This is a genomic window from Streptomyces sp. NPDC091416 (genome assembly GCF_044756845.1).
Classification (GTDB): domain Bacteria; phylum Actinomycetota; class Actinomycetes; order Streptomycetales; family Streptomycetaceae; genus Streptomyces.
The window spans coordinates 25,750-42,253 of sequence record NZ_JBIVTU010000009.1 but is presented as its reverse complement, the minus strand read 5'-3'; the positions used below and the strand labels follow the sequence as shown (position 1 = coordinate 42,253).

18 protein-coding genes are annotated in these 16,504 nt (G+C 72.0%); 4 read left to right on the top strand and 14 right to left on the bottom strand.

Going from position 1 to position 16,504, the window contains the following annotated elements; all coding sequences use genetic code 11:
* The first annotated feature begins 158 nt into the window (after positions 1-158).
* On the top strand, positions 159-1,196 hold the full coding sequence (locus tag ACIQMX_RS25720; protein ID WP_363073863.1) for a phosphatase PAP2 family protein: 1,038 nt from the start codon (positions 159-161) through the stop codon (positions 1,194-1,196).
* 116 nt (positions 1,197-1,312) lie between these two features.
* Here the strand turns inward: ACIQMX_RS25720 and ACIQMX_RS25715 are convergent, their stop codons facing one another.
* The gene (locus ACIQMX_RS25715; protein WP_402481481.1) at positions 1,313-1,528 is read right to left on the bottom strand and encodes an I78 family peptidase inhibitor; all 216 of its coding nucleotides are present in this window, start codon (positions 1,526-1,528) and stop codon (positions 1,313-1,315) included.
* Positions 1,529-2,234: 706 nt separating this feature from the next.
* On the opposite strand from ACIQMX_RS25715, the gene ACIQMX_RS25710 reads away from it, so the two are divergent.
* Together ACIQMX_RS25710 and ACIQMX_RS25705 are read left to right on the top strand one after the other, a co-directional pair.
* Positions 2,235-3,017 (top strand): hypothetical protein, encoded by a 783-nt coding sequence (locus ACIQMX_RS25710; RefSeq protein ID WP_363078970.1) that lies wholly within the window; start codon positions 2,235-2,237, stop codon positions 3,015-3,017.
* A 137-nt stretch (positions 3,018-3,154) separates the two neighbouring features.
* Positions 3,155-3,496: a hypothetical protein gene (locus ACIQMX_RS25705; RefSeq protein ID WP_363078971.1), complete on the top strand. Its 342-nt coding sequence runs from the start codon at positions 3,155-3,157 to the stop codon at positions 3,494-3,496.
* A gap of 182 nt (positions 3,497-3,678) precedes the next feature.
* Here ACIQMX_RS25705 and der read toward each other — a convergent pair whose 3' ends face one another.
* The 5 genes from der to aroH all read right to left on the bottom strand — a co-directional run bounded on the left by der (position 3,679) and on the right by aroH (position 8,223).
* Complete coding sequence (der, locus tag ACIQMX_RS25700; protein ID WP_363078201.1) at positions 3,679-5,148, bottom strand: ribosome biogenesis GTPase Der; 1,470 nt, start codon at positions 5,146-5,148, stop codon at positions 3,679-3,681.
* Between the two features lie 61 nt (positions 5,149-5,209).
* On the bottom strand, positions 5,210-5,917 hold the full coding sequence (locus tag ACIQMX_RS25695; protein WP_363078199.1) for a lysophospholipid acyltransferase family protein: 708 nt from the start codon (positions 5,915-5,917) through the stop codon (positions 5,210-5,212).
* Entirely contained in the window at positions 5,914-6,630 is a 717-nt protein-coding gene (gene cmk / locus ACIQMX_RS25690; protein WP_363078197.1) for a (d)CMP kinase, read from the bottom strand. Before cmk ends, ACIQMX_RS25695 begins: the two co-directional genes overlap by 4 nt.
* A gap of 148 nt (positions 6,631-6,778) precedes the next feature.
* A complete protein-coding gene (locus ACIQMX_RS25685) occupies positions 6,779-7,864 on the bottom strand; it encodes a prephenate dehydrogenase (protein WP_363078195.1) in 1,086 nt (361 codons plus the stop codon).
* Positions 7,861-8,223: a chorismate mutase gene (gene aroH, locus ACIQMX_RS25680; RefSeq protein ID WP_402481476.1), complete on the bottom strand. Its 363-nt coding sequence runs from the start codon at positions 8,221-8,223 to the stop codon at positions 7,861-7,863. The genes ACIQMX_RS25685 and aroH overlap by 4 nt, the downstream gene beginning before the upstream one ends.
* Positions 8,224-8,360: 137 nt before the next feature.
* Between aroH and ACIQMX_RS25675 the strand changes: the two genes are divergently transcribed.
* A complete protein-coding gene (locus tag ACIQMX_RS25675; protein WP_402481473.1) occupies positions 8,361-9,083 on the top strand; it encodes a DNA polymerase beta superfamily protein in 723 nt (240 codons plus the stop codon).
* On the opposite strand, the gene ACIQMX_RS25670 is transcribed toward ACIQMX_RS25675, so the two are convergent.
* The 8 genes from ACIQMX_RS25670 to ACIQMX_RS25635 all read right to left on the bottom strand — a co-directional run bounded on the left by ACIQMX_RS25670 (position 9,072) and on the right by ACIQMX_RS25635 (position 16,470).
* Positions 9,072-9,866 (bottom strand): DNA polymerase beta superfamily protein, encoded by a 795-nt coding sequence (locus ACIQMX_RS25670; protein ID WP_402481470.1) that lies wholly within the window; start codon positions 9,864-9,866, stop codon positions 9,072-9,074. The genes ACIQMX_RS25675 and ACIQMX_RS25670 overlap by 12 nt on opposite strands.
* A 3-nt stretch (positions 9,867-9,869) precedes the next feature.
* Positions 9,870-10,892, bottom strand: coding sequence for an ADP-ribosylglycohydrolase family protein (locus tag ACIQMX_RS25665; protein ID WP_363078188.1), 1,023 nt, complete (start codon positions 10,890-10,892; stop codon positions 9,870-9,872).
* The gene (locus tag ACIQMX_RS25660; protein WP_363078186.1) at positions 10,889-11,623 is read right to left on the bottom strand and encodes an NUDIX domain-containing protein; all 735 of its coding nucleotides are present in this window, start codon (positions 11,621-11,623) and stop codon (positions 10,889-10,891) included. The genes ACIQMX_RS25665 and ACIQMX_RS25660 overlap by 4 nt, the downstream gene beginning before the upstream one ends.
* Positions 11,620-12,699, bottom strand: coding sequence for an AAA family ATPase (locus tag ACIQMX_RS25655; RefSeq protein ID WP_363078184.1), 1,080 nt, complete (start codon positions 12,697-12,699; stop codon positions 11,620-11,622). The genes ACIQMX_RS25660 and ACIQMX_RS25655 overlap by 4 nt, the downstream gene beginning before the upstream one ends.
* Entirely contained in the window at positions 12,696-13,349 is a 654-nt protein-coding gene (gene pnuC, locus ACIQMX_RS25650) for a nicotinamide riboside transporter PnuC (RefSeq protein ID WP_402481465.1), read from the bottom strand. Before pnuC ends, ACIQMX_RS25655 begins: the two co-directional genes overlap by 4 nt.
* A 150-nt stretch (positions 13,350-13,499) precedes the next feature.
* Positions 13,500-14,693, bottom strand: coding sequence for a pseudouridine synthase (locus tag ACIQMX_RS25645; RefSeq protein WP_402481464.1), 1,194 nt, complete (start codon positions 14,691-14,693; stop codon positions 13,500-13,502).
* On the bottom strand, positions 14,693-15,340 hold the full coding sequence (scpB, locus tag ACIQMX_RS25640) for an SMC-Scp complex subunit ScpB (protein ID WP_363078178.1): 648 nt from the start codon (positions 15,338-15,340) through the stop codon (positions 14,693-14,695). The genes ACIQMX_RS25645 and scpB overlap by 1 nt, the downstream gene beginning before the upstream one ends.
* Positions 15,337-16,470 carry a segregation and condensation protein A gene (locus ACIQMX_RS25635; RefSeq protein ID WP_402481460.1) on the bottom strand — a complete coding sequence of 378 codons (1,134 nt, stop codon included), beginning with the start codon at positions 16,468-16,470 and terminating at the stop codon, positions 15,337-15,339. Before ACIQMX_RS25635 ends, scpB begins: the two co-directional genes overlap by 4 nt.
* Positions 16,471-16,504: the final 34 nt, after the last annotated feature.

Sequence of the window (16,504 nt, the reverse complement as noted above, 5' to 3'; positions counted from 1 at the left end):
TTACGGAAGCGTCCGCCGAATGAATGGATCGAAAGGAATTCCGGACTGCCGGAAACTCAGAAAATCGGCTCACGCTGAGACATAGTCCACATCACATCGTCATCACAAAGCGGCCGGATCGACCGGCTCACCCACTCACTCGCTGTAACGTCGATTGGGTGCGTACCGACATCTTTGCCCGTCTGGACCGGGAGCCGGAACCGCCGAAGATAGAGACACCGCGGATGAGCCCCCACCGCATCGCTCTCTTCGGCGGGACGTTGGCGTTCTATCTGGCCATCGTCATTGCCGTGCTCATGTCGTCCTGGCTGGTGGCCCTGGACTGGAAGGTCATGCTCTTCCGGCCGTACGAGCAGTGGCCCGGAATCCACGCCTTCCTCGACTACTACGTCGTCCTCGGCCAGCGCGGACCGACGGCGGTCATGGTCGCCTGCTGGCTGGGCTGGCGCTCCTGGCGGCAGCACACCCTGCGGCCCCTGCTGACGCTGGGCGCCTCACTCCTGCTGCTCAACGTGACGGTGGGTGCGGTCAAGATCGGCCTCGGCCGGCTCGGCCCGCACTACGCGACGCAGATCGGATCGGCGGAGCTCTTCGCCGGCGGCGATATATTTCCCTCGGGCCACACCGCCAACGCCGTCGTGACCTGGGGAATCCTCGCCTATCTGGCCGCCACGCCCCGGGCCAGGCGCTATCTGTCGGCCATGTCCGCGATCGTCTCGCTCGGGGTCGGCCTGACGACGGTCTACCTCGGTACGCACTGGCTCAGCGACGTGGTGCTCGGATGGGCGGCGGGGCTGCTGATCCTCCTGGGCCTGCCCTGGGTCGAACCCCTGATCACCCGGGCCGAGAACTGGATCTTCGCGGCCCGTGAATGGCTCAGCGCCCGCGGCAGGACCGCGGCACCGGCACCCGCTCCGGCCACCGCTCCCCGGCCGGCGACGGCCGGGCTGCCGGCCCCGGGCGACGCGGTGCAGGGCGCCGCCCGCGAACCGGCCGGCAACGGCGGGCACCAGACGACGGTGGTCACGGCCACCGGCGGCCGCCCCCGTGCGCACACCGCCCCGCCCGCACACCCGGGCCACACCGCGCGCTCCGAGCGGACCCCGGTCACTCCGGCCGGCAGTCGCCGGCCGCCGCACACGGAGCGCTCGCCCCGCGGCGGCGCGGCCCCCGCCCGGCCGGTGGCGGGCGGCTGACCTCGCAGAACCCGGGCCTGATACGCGCCACGCCCGTGCATGACGGAAGGCCCCGACTCCGGTCGGGGCCTTCCGTCATGCACGGGGCCGGGCGGCCCTCACACGGCATCGGGCCCTCAGCCGGTCCAGCAGCGCCTGACGACGCCCGCCTCGACCTCGAAGTTGATCCGGCCGCTCTGGAACTCCATGGTGATCACGGTGCCCGGCGGCAGGGCTCTGACCGTGGCCCAGCCGCGCTCCCGGGCCCGCCGTTCGGCGGCGTCGGAGTCGAGGCCCACATAGGCGCCGGGGGTGTCGTCGGGCTGGGCGGAGGGAGTCGGTACGGGTGCCATGCCTCTCACCGTAGGCGGCTGCCGACCGCGACGGAAGCCGGGGAGCCCGCGGTCACACCGCATCCTCACGTACCCCGCCGGTCACACTTGTGTCACAGGATCACTACACGTGTTCCCCGTGAGGTCATTCGTTCGGACGCACGATTCCGCATCGAACGCACAGTAATCACACAGGGCGGAAAACGATCACCGAAGCGGTTCGAAAGAGTACGGAAAACGGACGGAATAACGACTGCCGAGTGGCGCTGATTCCCTGCCGGAGTGGCCATCCGTAAAGGACCGCACCACCAGGAATTCACCCTTCCTTATCGCGCCCTTATACCGAGCCGACGATATCCACACCATCCCACCACGGCCCCGCCGCGCCCTCCTTCTGCCCGTATGACGGACACCGGGGCCATCCGGATTACGGTCGCGCACGCCCTGCCGGGAGCCGCGCCGAGCACCTCGGCCGCGAGCGGCCGGCGGTTCCCGTGCTCCGCCGCCCAGGCCCGCCCGGGCGCGGCCGGCACCTCTGGGCCGGGTGACTCACCTGCGTACGACACCTTTCCTTCATGTCTGCGTTTGCCCTGGTATCACCCATTCGAACATGCGGCACGGTCCGATCCCGTTCCCCTTCCCGCGTGACCCCGGCAGCGGCTCACCCGTTGTCTCCTTCATGAGCCGGGAACCGCCCGGCGCACGTACCGAGTCCGAGGAGCCACCCGTGCCGCGCATGCTCGACGTCAGCGAGGACGTACGCGCCGAGATCGGCGACGCCGAAGCCGACCGGCTGCTCGTCGGCGACAACGCCCCCGGCAGTTACGACTGCACCTCCTGCCGCACCCCCGGCGACTCCGAGCAGGAGCGCACCAGCACGGTGCTGTTCGTGGGCGACGAGACCGCCGTCCTGGCCTTCGCCCACGCGAGCTGCATCCCGTCGCAGGTGGTCCAGGTCGCCGAGGAGCAGCTCCAGGGGGCCGTACGCAGCATCACCGGCAGCGAGCAGGAGGCCCCGCAGCGCCTGACGCCCGAGCAGGCGGTACTCGGGATCACCAGCGGCCTCGTCCTGATCGACGACGAGCTCCACCCCGCCCTGGTCGTCGAGCCGACCGGTGCCATCGCCCGCCCGGGCACCGACGGCAGCGCCGGTGACGAGTTCCTCTCGCTGCTGCTGGAGCAGGGGTTCCGCCCGGTCCACCGGATGGACCAGGTCCCCGAGGTCCTGCACGGCTGGTCGATCCTGCTCGCCATGGGGCAGCTGCACGCGGTCCTCCAGCCGGGCACGGGCGGCGGGGCTCCGGTGGCCTGGTGGCAGGCGCACGCACCCCTTCAGGTCACCGAGGGCTGGCGGACCGCGGCCAACAAGTCGCAGACCGTTCTGGTCTACGCGGCCCCAGCCGGTTCGATCGGCCAGCAGCCCCGCGAGGACCTGCTGCGCGACGCCCTGGAGAGGGCCGCGGCCCGCGGACTGCTCGTCGCGGCCGCGATGCCGCTGGCCGGGACCTGATCATGACCGCGCACCCCGCGCGTCTGCGGCGAACTGCGATTTCTCCCGCGGGCCCGCATCCGACGGACGGCGGGGTCGTTGGCACATACGTGCACTCATACGACCCCTCCCACCAGCGTCCGAGTCCGATCCCTTCCATGCGTCCCGCGCAGGACCCATCGGGCGGCCCGTCCCACACGCCGATCTACGACGCGCTGTACTCCGAGTTCCGCAGGTCGTTCAGGGCGTTGCCGGGCGATCGGAGCGGCGAGGAGGGTCTGGGGCTGCCGGCCTTCGGTTCCGGGTTCTTCGGCTCCCGCGCCCCGCTGAGCGGCCACTCCGGGCACGGTGGAGCGGGGAGTACCGCCACTGGTACCGGCGGACAGGGCGGCGGTCCGAGCAGCCACACGGGGAGCCTCGGCTCGTGGCAGCGGGTCGGACGGCATGCGGGCGGGGGACGGCCGGCTGCGGCGCTGCCGCCGGGCTCACGGGGAGCCTGACCCGTACGACAGAGCCCCGGACCACTCGTTCGACGAGTGGTCCGGGGCTCTGTCGTGTGCTCAGGGGCCCTCCGGGGCCCTTGAGGGCCTCGGAGGGCCTCAAGGGCCTAGGCGGGCGGGGATGGAGGCCCCGGGGTGCCTGGCGCGGGCGCAGGGCGGCGCCGGGCGCCCGCCTCGGCCTCCTACTTGTTGCGGCCGCGCTTCTCGCGGACCCGCACCGAGATGTGGATCGGCGTGCCCTCGAAGCCGAACTCCTCACGCAGCCGACGCTCGACGAACCGACGGTAACCGTGCTCCAGGAAGCCGGAGGCGAAGAGCACGAAGCGCGGCGGCGTGGTGCCCGCCTGGGTGCCGAACAGGATGCGGGGCTGCTTGCCACCGCGGATCGGGTGCGGGTGGGAGGCGACGATCTCGCCGAGGAAGGCGTTCAGCCGGCCGGTGGGAACGCGGGTCTCCCAGCCGGCGAGCGCGGTCTCGATCGCCGGGACCAGCTTCTCCATGTGACGGCCGGTGAGGGCCGAGACGTTGACCCGCGGGGCCCACGCGACCTGCGCGAGCTCCGTCTCGATCTCGCGCTCCAGGTAGTAGCGGCGCTCCTCGTCGAGGGTGTCCCACTTGTTGAAGGCGACGACGATCGCGCGCCCGGCCTCGACGGCCATGGTGACGATGCGCTGGTCCTGGACACTGATCGACTCGCTGGAATCGATCAGGATCACGGCGACCTCCGCCTTCTCCACGGCGGCCGCGGTACGCAGCGAGGCGTAGTAGTCCGCGCCCTCCTGGAGGTGGACCCGGCGCCGGATACCCGCCGTGTCGATGAACTTCCAGGTGATGCCACCGAGGGTGATCAGCTCGTCGACCGGGTCACGGGTGGTGCCGGCCAGCTCGTTGACGACGACGCGGTCCTCGTTGGCCACCTTGTTCAGCAGCGAGGACTTGCCGACGTTCGGACGGCCGATCAGGGCGATGCGGCGCGGGCCGCCGACCGCCGTGCCGAACGACTGGGCCGGGGCCTCGGGGAGCGCCTCCAGCACGGCGTCCAGCATGTCGCCGGTGCCGCGGCCGTGCAGCGAGGAGACCGGGTGCGGCTGGCCGAGGCCGAGCGACCAGAGCGCGGTGGCGTCCGCCTCGCCGCTCTGTCCGTCGACCTTGTTGGCGCAGAGCACGACGGGCTTGCCGGAACGGCGCAGCAGCTTGACGACGGCCTCGTCGGTGTCGGTGGCGCCGACCGTCGAGTCGACCACGAAGACGACCGCGTCGGCCATCTCGATCGCGTACTCGGCCTGGGCGGCGACGGAGGCGTCCAGCCCGAGGACGTCCTGCTCCCAGCCACCGGTGTCGACGACCTTGAAGCGGCGGCCCGCCCATTCGGCCTCGTAGCTGACGCGGTCACGGGTGACGCCGGGCTTGTCCTGGACCACGGCCTCACGACGGCCGATGATCCGGTTCACCAGCGTCGACTTGCCGACGTTGGGGCGGCCGACGATGGCGAGCGCGGGCAGCGGGCCGTGACCGGCCTCACCGATGGCACCCTCGACGTCCTCGGGGTCGAACCCCTCCTGCGCGGCGAGCTCCATGAACTCCGCGTACTCGGCATCGCCAAGCGCTCCGTGCTCGTGGTCCGAGCCGCCGGAGTGAATCTGGTCGTTCATGAAGTCCGTTCCTCTTTGCATCATCGATGGACCGCGCAGCACGCGGTCCACTACTCACGTCTTACTCGGTGCGCCCGGTGAGGCGCCTGGCCTGCTCCAGGTGGCCGGTCAGCCGTCCCTGGATGCGCACCGTCGCCTCGTCCAGCGCCTTGCGCGTCCGCAGGCCGCTGCGGCCCGCCTGTCGCCCGCCGCCACCCGTATACGAGCTTCGCACGCCCTCTTGCGCGGCGAACGCCTCGCCGAAGACGACATCGACACGGCTGCGCAACGGCGGCAGTGCCGATATCAACCGTCCGCGGCGCTCGGTGCTTCCCAGGACGGCCACGGGCACGATCGGCGCCCCGCTGCGTACCGCGAAATACGCCAGTCCGGCGCGCAGCGAGGCGAAGTCTCCTTCGCCCCTGGTGCCCTCGGGGAAGATCCCGAGCACCCCGCCGTCCTCCAGCACGCCGAGGGCGTGGGTGATGGCGGTGCGGTCGGCGATCGAACGGTCCACCTTCAGCTGACCGATTCCGCGCAGGAACGGGTCCAGAGGGCCGACGAACGCCTCTTTCTTGATCAGGAAGTGCACGGGCCGGGGCGCGGTGCCCATCAGCATCGGCCCGTCGATGTTGTGCGAGTGGTTCACCGCGAGTATGACGGGTCCGGAGGCGGGAACCCGCCAGGCGCCGAGTACGCGGGGCTTGAAGAGCCCGTACATCAGCCCGATCCCGATGCCGCGTCCGACCGCCGCTCCGCGCAGCGTGGGCGCGCTCGTGGCAGGGGTCACTTGGCGGCCTGCTTCTCCCCGACGAGGGTCACGACGCACTCGATGACCTGCTGGAGGGTCAGCTCGGTGGTGTCCACCTCGACCGCGTCGCCCGCCTTGGCGAGCGGCGAGGTCTTGCGGCCGGAGTCGGCCGCGTCCCGCTTGATCAGCGCCTCCTTGGTGGCGGCCAGGTCGGAGCCCTTGACCTCGCCGCTGCGACGGGCCGCGCGGGCCTCCGGGGACGCGGTAAGGAAGATCTTGATGTCGGCGTCGGGCAGCACGGTGGTGCCGATGTCGCGGCCCTCGACGACGATGCCCTTCTCCGCTCCGGCGGCGATGGTGCGCTGGAGCTCGGTGATGCGGGCGCGCACCTCGGGGACGGCGCTGACGGCGCTGACCTTGGAGGTGACCTCCTGCGTACGGATCGGGCCGGAGGCGTCCTCGCCGTCGACGGTGATCGTCGGGCCGGTGGGGTCGGTGCCGGAGACGATGACCGGCTTGGCGGCCGCGGTGGCCACCTCCGCCGCGTCCTGCACGTCGATGCCGTTGTTCAGCATCCACCAGGTGATCGCCCGGTACTGGGCACCGGTGTCCAGGTAGCTGAGGCCGAGCTGGGCGGCGACGGCCTTGGACGTGCTGGACTTGCCGGTTCCGGAGGGGCCGTCGATGGCGACGATCACTGCGGCCGGGGCGGTCCGGGCGGCGGTGCTTACGGTTTCCACGGTGGTGGACACCTTCCTGGTACACGGGGCGGGCGGGACGGGACGCGTGAACCCGCCCCGCACAAGGTTACCGAGTGCCGGGGCGGGCCCGACCACCCCTGTGGAAAAGTGCCTCCCGGCCCGGTGCCCCAAGGGCCCGGGAGGCGGGCCGCCGCTGCGGCTACTGCCGGATCGACCAGCCCCGCTCGCGCAGGGCGGCGCCGAGTGCCGGGGCGGCGCTCGGTTCGACCATCAGCTGGACGAGGCCCGCCTGCTGCCCCGTGGCGTGCTCGATCCGGACGTCCTCGACGTTGACCCCGGCCCGGCCCGCGTCCGCGAAGATCCCGGCCAGTTCGCCGGGGCGGTCGCTGATGAGGACGGCCACGACCTCGTACGAGGCGGGGGCGGCCCCGTGCTTGCCGGGCACCCTGACCCGGCCCGCGTTGCCGCGGCGCAGGACGTCCTGGATGCCATCGGTGCCCGCGCGCCGCTTGTCCTCGTCGGCGGACTGCAGCCCGCGCAGCGCGGTGACGGTCTCCTCCAGATCGGCGGCGACCCCGGCCAGCACATCGGCGACGGGGCCGGGGTTGGCGGACAGGATCTCCACCCACATCCGGGGGTCGGAGGCCGCGATCCGCGTGACGTCCCTGATGCCCTGGCCGCACAGGCGCACCGCGGTCTCGTCGGCCTCCTCCAGTCGGGCGGCGACCATGGACGAGATCAGCTGCGGGGTGTGGGAGACGAGGGCGACGGCCCGGTCGTGGGCGTCGGCGTCCATGACGACCGGAACGGCGCGGCAGAGCGCGACCAGCTCCAGCGCGAGGTTGAGGACCTCGGTATCGGTGTCACGCGTGGGCGTGAGGACCCAGGGCCGGCCCTCGAAGAGGTCGGCGGTGGCGGCGAGCGGGCCGGAGCGCTCCTTGCCGGCCATCGGGTGCGTACCGATGTACGGGGTGAGGTCGACGCCGAGCGCCTCCAGCTCGCGGCGCGGTCCGCCCTTCACGCTCGCCACGTCGAGGTAGCCGCGGGCGACGCCGCTGCCGATGGCGGTGGCGAGCACGGTCGCGGTGTGGGCCGGCGGCACGGCGACGATCGCCAGGTCGACGCGGCCCTCGGGCTGCTCGTCCGTACCGGCTCCGAGGGCGGCCGCCGTACGCGCCGACTCCGGGTCGTGGTCGACGAGGTGGACCTTGATGCCGCGCCCGGCGAGGGCGAGGGCCGCGGAGGTGCCGACGAGGCCCGTTCCGATGACGACGGCGGTTCTCACTGGGCGATGTCCTTGCGGAGGGAGGCGGTGGCGCCGAGGTAGACGTGGGCGATCTCGGCCTTGGCGAGGTACGTCTCGACATGGGCGAGGATCCGTACCACCCGGGGCATGGCCCCTTCGACGTCCAGTTCCTGGGCGCAGATCAGCGGTACGTCGACGATACCGATGCCGCGTGCCGCGGCGGCCGGGAAGTCGCAGTGCAGATCGGGTGTCGCCGTGAACCAGATGCTGATCAGGTCGTCCGCGACCAGGCTGTTGCGCTCCAGGACGGTGGTGAGCAGCGCCCCGACCTGCTCGTCCATGTGTCCGGCCTCGTCCCGCTCAAGCTGGACGGCTCCACGGACCGCTCGTACCGCCACGTCGTGCTCCTTGCCTGTTCCTGCCGCGTCTGCGCTTGCGTTTCAGCCTAAGGGGGCGAAGGCGCCCCGCGCCGGGCCGCCCTGTCCGTGAGACGCGGCAGCGGCACGGGCCGGGCGGGGGCGCGTACCCTCCCCGCATGATCTCCCCCGGCGACGCGTCCCTGGTCCGCGACCACACGGTCTACTCCTGCGTGATGGGTTCGCGCGCCTTCGGGCTCGCGACGGAGGGCAGCGACACGGACCGGCGCGGGGTGTTCCTCGCCCCGACCGCGTTGTTCTGGCGGTTCGACAAGCCTCCGACGCATGTCGACGGGCCGGCCGACGAGCAGTTCTCCTGGGAGCTGGAGCGGTTCTGCGCACTGGCGCTGCGGGCCAATCCCAATGTGCTGGAGTGCCTGCACTCGCCCCTGGTGGAGCGGATCGACGCGACGGGCCGTGAGCTCCTCTCCCTGCGCGAGGCGTTCCTGTCCCGGCAGGCCCACCAGACCTTCGTCCGGTATGCGCTGGGTCAGCGCCGGAAGCTGGAGGCGGACGTCCGGAGCCACGGGGCGCCGCGCTGGAAGCACGCGATGCACCTGCTGCGGCTGCTGGCGAGCTGCCGGGACCTGCTGCGTACGGGAGAGCTCACGATCGACGTGGGCGAGGCCCGGGACGGGCTGCTGGAGGTCAGGCGGGGCGAGGTGGCCTGGGCGGAGGTGGAGCGGCGGATGACGCGGCTGTCCGAGGAGAGCGACGAGGCGGCCGCCGTCTCCCCGCTGCCGGAGAGGCCGGACCGGGCGCGGATCGAGGACTTCCTGGTCCGCGCCCGGCGTGCGTCGGCCCTGGCCGGCCCGCCGGCCGCGGACGGTTCAGCCGGCTGAGGGCGGGGCGAGGCGCGCCCGCACCACCAGTTCGTGCAGTGCGTCGAATGCGCTCGCCCCGTCCGGAAGCCCCGAGTCCGCCTGTGCCCCGTCGAGCACCCCGTGCAGCGACTCGACGTCCCTGGCCGCCGCCACGGCGTCCACCCCGTCCGCTCCCCCGTGTTCGGCCGCGGCCTTGGCCTCGATCAGGCCGGGGAGGTACGACGGCGTCGGCACCCGGCCGAGCAGGGTCGGCAGATGGGCGAGCACCTCGCCGCTGCGCATCAGATGGATGCCGGTGAGCAGCGCCCGGAAGGTGTACAGGAGCGGTTTCAGTTCGCCGGTCCTCTCGAAGAGCCGCCACTGGGTGCGGGCGAATCCGCGGTAGTGGTGGGCGTGGTTGCGGGTGAGGACGGCCGGGGCGAGGGCCACCAGTTCGGCGTGCAGGGCGGTCGTGTGCACGACCAGCGGCGACAGCAGCTGCTCCAGCACGTAGCCGTTCGGCTTCAGCATCAGCCGGACGAACTTGCGCAGGTCGTGGGTGACCAGGTCCATCTCCACCCCGTCGTCGCCGTCCCACATCCGCGAGCGGGTCTCCTCGGGCTCACGCAGCCCCACCAGGTCCTCGGCGGGCAGGACGTGGACCCCCCGCAGGTCCACGTCCGAGTCCCGGGAGGGGAACCCGTACAGATGCGCCCCGGAGACCGTGGCGAACAGCAGCGGGTGGCGTTCCCCGGCGAGGACCGGGCCGAGGTCGGTGACCGGCAGCCCGGCCGCCTGGAGGAGTGCGGTGTTCGTGAGCATGGCTCAAGCGTCCCAGAGCGCCCCCAGGGACAGCAGGTCGCTCCGGTACTCGATCCGCTCCGACCACTCCTTGGGCCAGGCCGCCGAGCCCAGGTGCGCCCCGGCCAGCGCGCCGGTCAGACAGCCGAGCGAGTCCGAGTCGCCCCGGGTGCAGGCGGCGCGGCGCAGAGCGGTGACGGGTTCCTCGGGGAAGAGCAGGAAGCAGTGCAGGGCCGTGGCGATGGCGTCCTCGGCCGTCCAGCCGTCTCCGGTGCTCTCGCAGGGGTCGGTCTCCGGGGACGGGTGGCGCAGGGCGTCCTGGACCCGGGCCAGGGCGGTGAGGCACTCGTCCCAGCCGCGCTGGATGTACAGCTCCGGGGAGGAGTCGCCCGCGTGGCGCCAGAGGTCGCCGAGCCAGCGGGTGAGGTAGCGGTTGCTGTTCTCGTACGCGTAGCTGCGCAACTGGCCGATCAGGCCCATCGGCTCAGCGCCCTGGGCCAGCAGGTACACCGCGCGGGCCGTCAGGTCGGACGCGGCGAGCGCGGTCGGGTGTCCGTGGGTGAGGGCCGCCTGGAGCTGGGCGGCCCCGGCGCGCTGTTCCTCGCTCAGTCCGGGGACGAGTCCGACGGGCGCGACGCGCATGTTGGCGCCGCAGCCCTTGGAACCGGTCTGGCTGGCCTCCTGCCAGAGGCGGTCGCTGTCGAGCAGACGGCAGGCGGTCATGCAGGTGCGGCCGGGGGCTCGGTTGTTGTCGGGCGAGTGGTACCAGTCGACGAACTCCTCGCGCACCGGCCGCGCCAGGCGCAGCGGGGTGAGCAGTCCGCGGTCCATGGCGGTGCGGATCCCGCGGCCGAGGGCCAGGGTCATCTGGGTGTCGTCGGTGACGATCGCCGGCTTCGGCAGCCGCATCTGGCGCCACGGCCCGCACTTGGCGAGGATCGCCGGCACGTTGTTGAACTCGGTGGGGAAGCCCAGTGCGTCGCCGAGCGCGAGCCCGGTGAGCGCGCCGGTGGCGGCCTGTTTGGTGAGGGTCCTGGTCACGGTCATGTGCTTCTTCCTTCCGGTCGCAGCAGAGGAGGATGCAGGGCGGTGGCGGCACCCGCCCGGTGGAGGGCGGCCGGTTTTCCCCGTCCTCCGGTGCGGCGCGGCGGTCCTTCCACGGCCTGGACGAAGCCGGGTGTGGCGAGGACCTTGCGCCGGAAGTTGGGCCGGTCCAGCTCGACGCCCCAGACCGTCTCGTACACCTGCTGGAGCTCTCCCAGGGTGAACTCGGGCGGGCAGAACGCGGTGGCCAGGCAGGTGTACTCGAGTTTGGCGCCGATCCTGGCCCGGGCGTCGGCGAGGATGAGGTCGTGGTCGAAGGCGAGCGTGCCGAGCCGTCCGGCGTCCCACCACTGGGCGCCGGCCGCGTCGCCGCCGCCGCGCGGTTCGGGCAGATCGGGGACGAGGGCGGCGTAGGCGACGGACACGACCCGCATCCTCGGGTCGCGGTCCGGGTCGGTGTAGGTGCGCAGTTGCTCCAGATGGAGGGACGGGACGGTGTCCTCGGTCAGTCCGGTCTCCTCCGCCAGTTCCCTGCGGGCCGCGGTCCCCGCCGACTCGCGGGGCAGCACGAAGCCGCCGGGCAGCGCCCAGTGGCCCTTGTACGGGTCCTCGCCCCGTTCGACGAGCAGGACGTGCAGCCGGGACGCGCGGACGGTGAAGACGGCGAGGTCGACGGTGACGGCGAACGGCTCGAAGGCGTGCGGGTCGTAGCCCTCGGGCGCGGCGGCGCTCATCGTCGCTCCGGGAGGGGCGCGGCGAAGTTCCAGCCCTCGGCGAGCAGGGTGTCCACGGCCGCGACGGCGGCGGCCAGCCGTTCGGTCCTGCTGCCGGTGACTTCGGTGAACGTCCTTCCCGTACGGGTGAGTTCGGCCCGGAAGCGCTCGGTCATCCAGGGCCGCAGCTCCTCGCCGTCGCGCAGTCCGTCGTCCTCGAAGGCGACGCCCTCGTGGTCGGTGAGCAGCCACAGGTGGTGGGTGACCCGGTCGGCCGTGCGCTCGACGAGGGGGTTGCGGCCTCCGACGTACCGCTCGTGCCACACGGTCGTGGCGAAGGAGTCCGTGTCGCAGACGAGCAGCGGGGAGCCGACGCGGGCCGCGGCCTCCTCGCGGGCGTTCTGGGTCTCGGCGATGAGCGGGAAGTCGTGGGTGGTGAAGGCGACGTCCTCCCACTGGGCCTCGGGCCACCGGGCGCGCAGCGCGGCGAGCTTCCGCTCACTGAACTCACGCCCGTACTCGGCGACGTAGCCCGTGTGCGCCCAGACGCCTCCGCGCCGCCGGTAGTACGCGGCGAGGTCACGGGCCAGGGTGGTGGTGCCGGTGGACTCGGCGCCGAGGACGACGACACGCCGGGTGAGCGCCGCCCTGACCGGGGGTTCGAGGAAGTCCCAGCAGCCGGCCGGATCCGCGCGGACGGCGGTGCCGGAGACCGGGAAGAGAGTGCGGTCCGGGTCGACGCAGACGGGCTCGGCGCCGAAGCGGCGGGCCAGTTCGTCGCCGTACGTCTCCGAGGTGAAGACGGCGTCCACGGGTTCGGGCACGGCCCCGGTGAAGACGGCCATGTGGGCGTCCCAGATCGCCGGGTCGTGGAGATCCATCCGGGTGTCGTCCATGGCGCCCACCACCGTCACGTCCGGATGCACCTCGCGCATCCAGGCGACCCGGTCGGCGAGCGGCACCGACTCCACCGAGGCGGCGCAGACCAGCACGGTCAGCCGCTCGCAGCGGTCCCGGGCGGTGCGGACGAGGTGGTGGTGGCCGGCGTGCGGCGGGTAGAACTTCCCGAGCACCAGCCCGTGTGCGAAACGCTTCATGCCACGGCCTCCACGCGCTCCGGGGCGCGGACGGCGAGGTCCCGTGTCCAGTTGCGCAGGCCGATCAGGCACAGCGTCAGGAATCCGGCGTACAGCAGCGAGGTCAGATAGAGCTCCTTGTAGGCGTACAGCGGGATGTAGACCACGTCGGCGGCGATCCACAGCCACCACGACTCGACGAGCTTCCTGCACTGCCCGTACGTCGCCGCGAGCGACAGTGCGGTCGTCAGGGCGTCCCAGAAGGGCACCGTCGAATCGGTGGCCCGGTCGAGCAGAACGGTCAGCGCGAGGGTCCCCACCGCCCCTGCCGCGAGCAGCCCGGCCCATTCGGTGCGGGTGGTGCGCCGCACCGGCAGGCCGTCCGTCCCTGGTCCACCCCCGTGGGTCCAGGTCCACCAGCCGTACGCGGCAAGGGCGATGAAGACGATCTGGAGGCCCGCGTCCGCGTACAGACCGGACTGGGCGAACAGCAGGACGAAGAAGACGTTGTTGGCGATGCCGATCGGCCAGTTGGCGAGGTGCTGGCGGGCCACGAGCCAGACGCACAGCGCCCCGCTGCCGAAGCCCAGCACCTCGGTCCAGCTGACCGGGGTGTCCAGAACCGTCACCAGGGGTTGCTGCAGGGGATCGAGTACATCCGCGAGACTCACACCCGCCTCCTTAATAGTCACTCTGACTATAAAGGCGGAACGGGGGCAGCAAAAGACCCGCGGCCGGTTCCTGTTCAGCAATCGAACGGGAACCGGCCGCGGGCCGTGAGCGGTGCGGTTCCGCGGACGTCGCGGACCCGGCGGGGTGGTCTACAGACCGACCTCGCGCATCAGCATGCCCACCTCGGTGTTGGTGAGCCGGCGCAGCCAGCCCGACTTCTGGTCGCCCAGCGGGATCGGCCCGAAGGACGTGCGCACGAGCCGCTCGACGGGGAAGCCGGCCTCGGCCAGCATCCGGCGGACGATGTGCTTGCGGCCCTCGTGGAGGGTCACCTCGACGAGGTAGTTCTTGCCGGTGTTCTCGACGACACGGAAGTGGTCGGCACGGGCGTACCCGTCCTCCAGCTGGATGCCGTCCTTGAGCCGCTTGCCCAGGTCGCGCGGGAGCGGGCCCTGGATGGCGGCGAGGTAGGTCTTCTTCACGCCGTACTTCGGGTGAGTGAGACGGTGGGCCAGCTCGCCGTGGTTGGTGAGCATGATGATGCCCTCGGTCTCGGTGTCCAGCCGGCCGACGTGGAAGAGACGCGTCTCACGGTTGGTGACGTAGTCGCCGAGGCACTGGCGGCCGTCCGGGTCCTCCATGGAGGAGACGACACCGGCCGGCTTGTTCAGCGCGAAGAAGAGGTACGACTGGGTGGCGACGGTCAGGCCGTCCACCTTGATCTCGTCGTGGTGCACGTCGACCCGCATGCCCTGCTCGACGACGATCTCGCCGTTCACCTCGACGCGGGACTGCTCGATGAGCTCCTCGCACGCGCGGCGCGAGCCCATGCCGGCCCGGGCGAGGACCTTCTGCAGCCGCTCACCCTCCTGCTCGGCGCCCGGGTGGGTCTTGGGCGTCTTGATCTCGGGCTTGTCCGCGTACCTGTCGCGGTTGCGCTGCTCGATCTTGGCGTCGAGCTCGCGCGAGCGGGCCGGGGAGCCGTACGGGGCACGCCGGCCGCCGCCCCTGGAGCCGCCCGACGCCGCCTTCGGACCGCCCTTCGCGCCGCCGCGGGCGGCCTCGCCGCGGCCCTTGCGGGTACCGCCGTCGCCGCCCGGCTTGTCGTTGCCGACGTCGTAGCGGCGCTCCTCGGGGCGGGGGCGGCGGGGACGCTGGTCCTGCTTGTCGTCGCGCCCGGAGCTGGGAGTCCGGGCGTTCGGGTTGCTGTTCCTGCCCGTGCCGGCGTTGTTCCTGCTGCTCCTGCCGCCGCCGCTGCCGCCGCTCCTGGCACCGCCGCCGCTGTTGCCGCCGCTCCTGCCGCCGGCGCCGCTGCTGCCGCTGTTCCTGCCACTGCTTCGCATCAAAATTCCGTCTTGTCGTGTGCGTGAGTATCCGGGGTGTCCGGTGCGTCCGGATCGAACGACGGCACACCCTCTAGCGTCTCAGCCTCGATCGCGTCCGCCTCGGGGAGGAAGGGCGCGAGCTCCGGGAGCTCGTCCAGGCCACGCAGGCCCATTCGCTCCAGAAAGTAGTTCGTCGTCCTGTACAGGATCGCACCTGTTTCGGGTTCCGCGCCCGCTTCCTCGACCAGACCCCTCTGCAGCAGGGTCCGCATGACCCCGTCACAGTTCACGCCGCGCACCGCCGAGACCCTCGACCGGCTCACCGGCTGGCGGTACGCGACCACCGCCAGGGTCTCCAGTGCCGCCTGCGTCAGACGGGCGTGCTGCCCGTCCAGGACGAAGCCCTCGACCGCCGGCGCGTACTCCGGGCGCGTGTAGAAGCGCCAGCCGCCCGCGACGAGCCTGAGGTCGAAACCGCGGCGCTGGACGGTGTACTCGTCCGCCAGCTCCCGCAGCGCGTCGGCGACGGCCCGCCGGGGCCGCTCCAGCACCTTGGCCAGGTGCTCCTCGGTCGCGGGCTCGTCGACGACCATGAGGACGGCCTCCAGCGCGGGCTTGAGGTCGAGGTCCGCGACGGCGGAGCCGGTGACGTCCTGCTCGCTCATTCCTTCACGTCCCCCCGCTGTGCATCCTGCACGTCGTCCACGTCCTGTGCCTCCTGATCGAACTCGTCCGTCACGGTGGGCCCGGCTCCCTCTCCCCCGGCCCAGCGCACGGTGAGCTCGCCGAGCGCCTCCTCCTGGTCCAGGACGACGGCCTTCTCCCGGTAGAGCTCCAGCAGGGCGAGGAACCGCGCGACGACGGTCAGGGTGTCCGGAGCGTCCTCGGTCAGCTCCCGGAAGCTGATCTCCCCCGCCTCGCGGAGCCGCTCCACCACGATCCCGGCCTGTTCACGCACGCTGACCAGGGGGGCGTGGATGTGGTCGATGTAGACCTGCGGCCTGGGCTTGGGCTGCATCGCCTTCACGGCGAGCCGCGCGAAGCCCTCGGCCCCGATGCTGATGACGACGTCGGGCAGCAGCTGCGCGTGATGCGGCTCCAGCCCGACGGTACGGGGGAAGCGCCGGCCCTCGGATTCGAGGCGTGCGCTGAAGATCTCGGCGATGCGCTTGTACGCGCGGTACTGGAGCAGCCTCGCGAAGAGCAGGTCCCTGGCCTCCAGGAGTGCCAGGTCACCCTCGTCCTCCACCTCGGCGGCGGGCAGCAGCCGGGCGGCCTTCAGATCGAGGAGGGTCGCGGCGACGACGAGGAACTCGGTGGTCTGGTCGAGGTCCCAGTCGGGTCCCATGGCCCGGATGTGGGCCATGAACTCGTCGGTGACCTTGGACAGGGCGACCTCGGTCACATCCAGCTTGTGCTTGGAGATGAGCTGGAGCAGCAGATCGAACGGGCCCTCGAAGTTGGCCAGCCGGACGGTGAAACGCCCGTCGTCGGGGGTCGGGGCGGGGACGGAGACCGGATCGGAAGACCCGCCGTCGGATGCGGAGGCAGGGGCTGGATCGGGATGCCCGCCGTCGGATGCGGGGGCGGGGGCCGGATCGGGCTCCGGTGCGGGAGGAGCGGGAGCTACGGCTACGGGCGCGTCGTCGGCTGCCGGGGCCTCGCCCTCGACGGCCTCGTCCGGGACCGGGCCCACCGCCGGCGCTGCCACCCCGTCCCCGGGCACGGGTCCGCCGCCCGGCCCGCGGCCCAGGGGGCGGCGGGAGGCACGGGCGGGCTGGTCGGGTGTCGGCATGGAGATCCAGGGTGCGACGGTACAGGGACAGCGC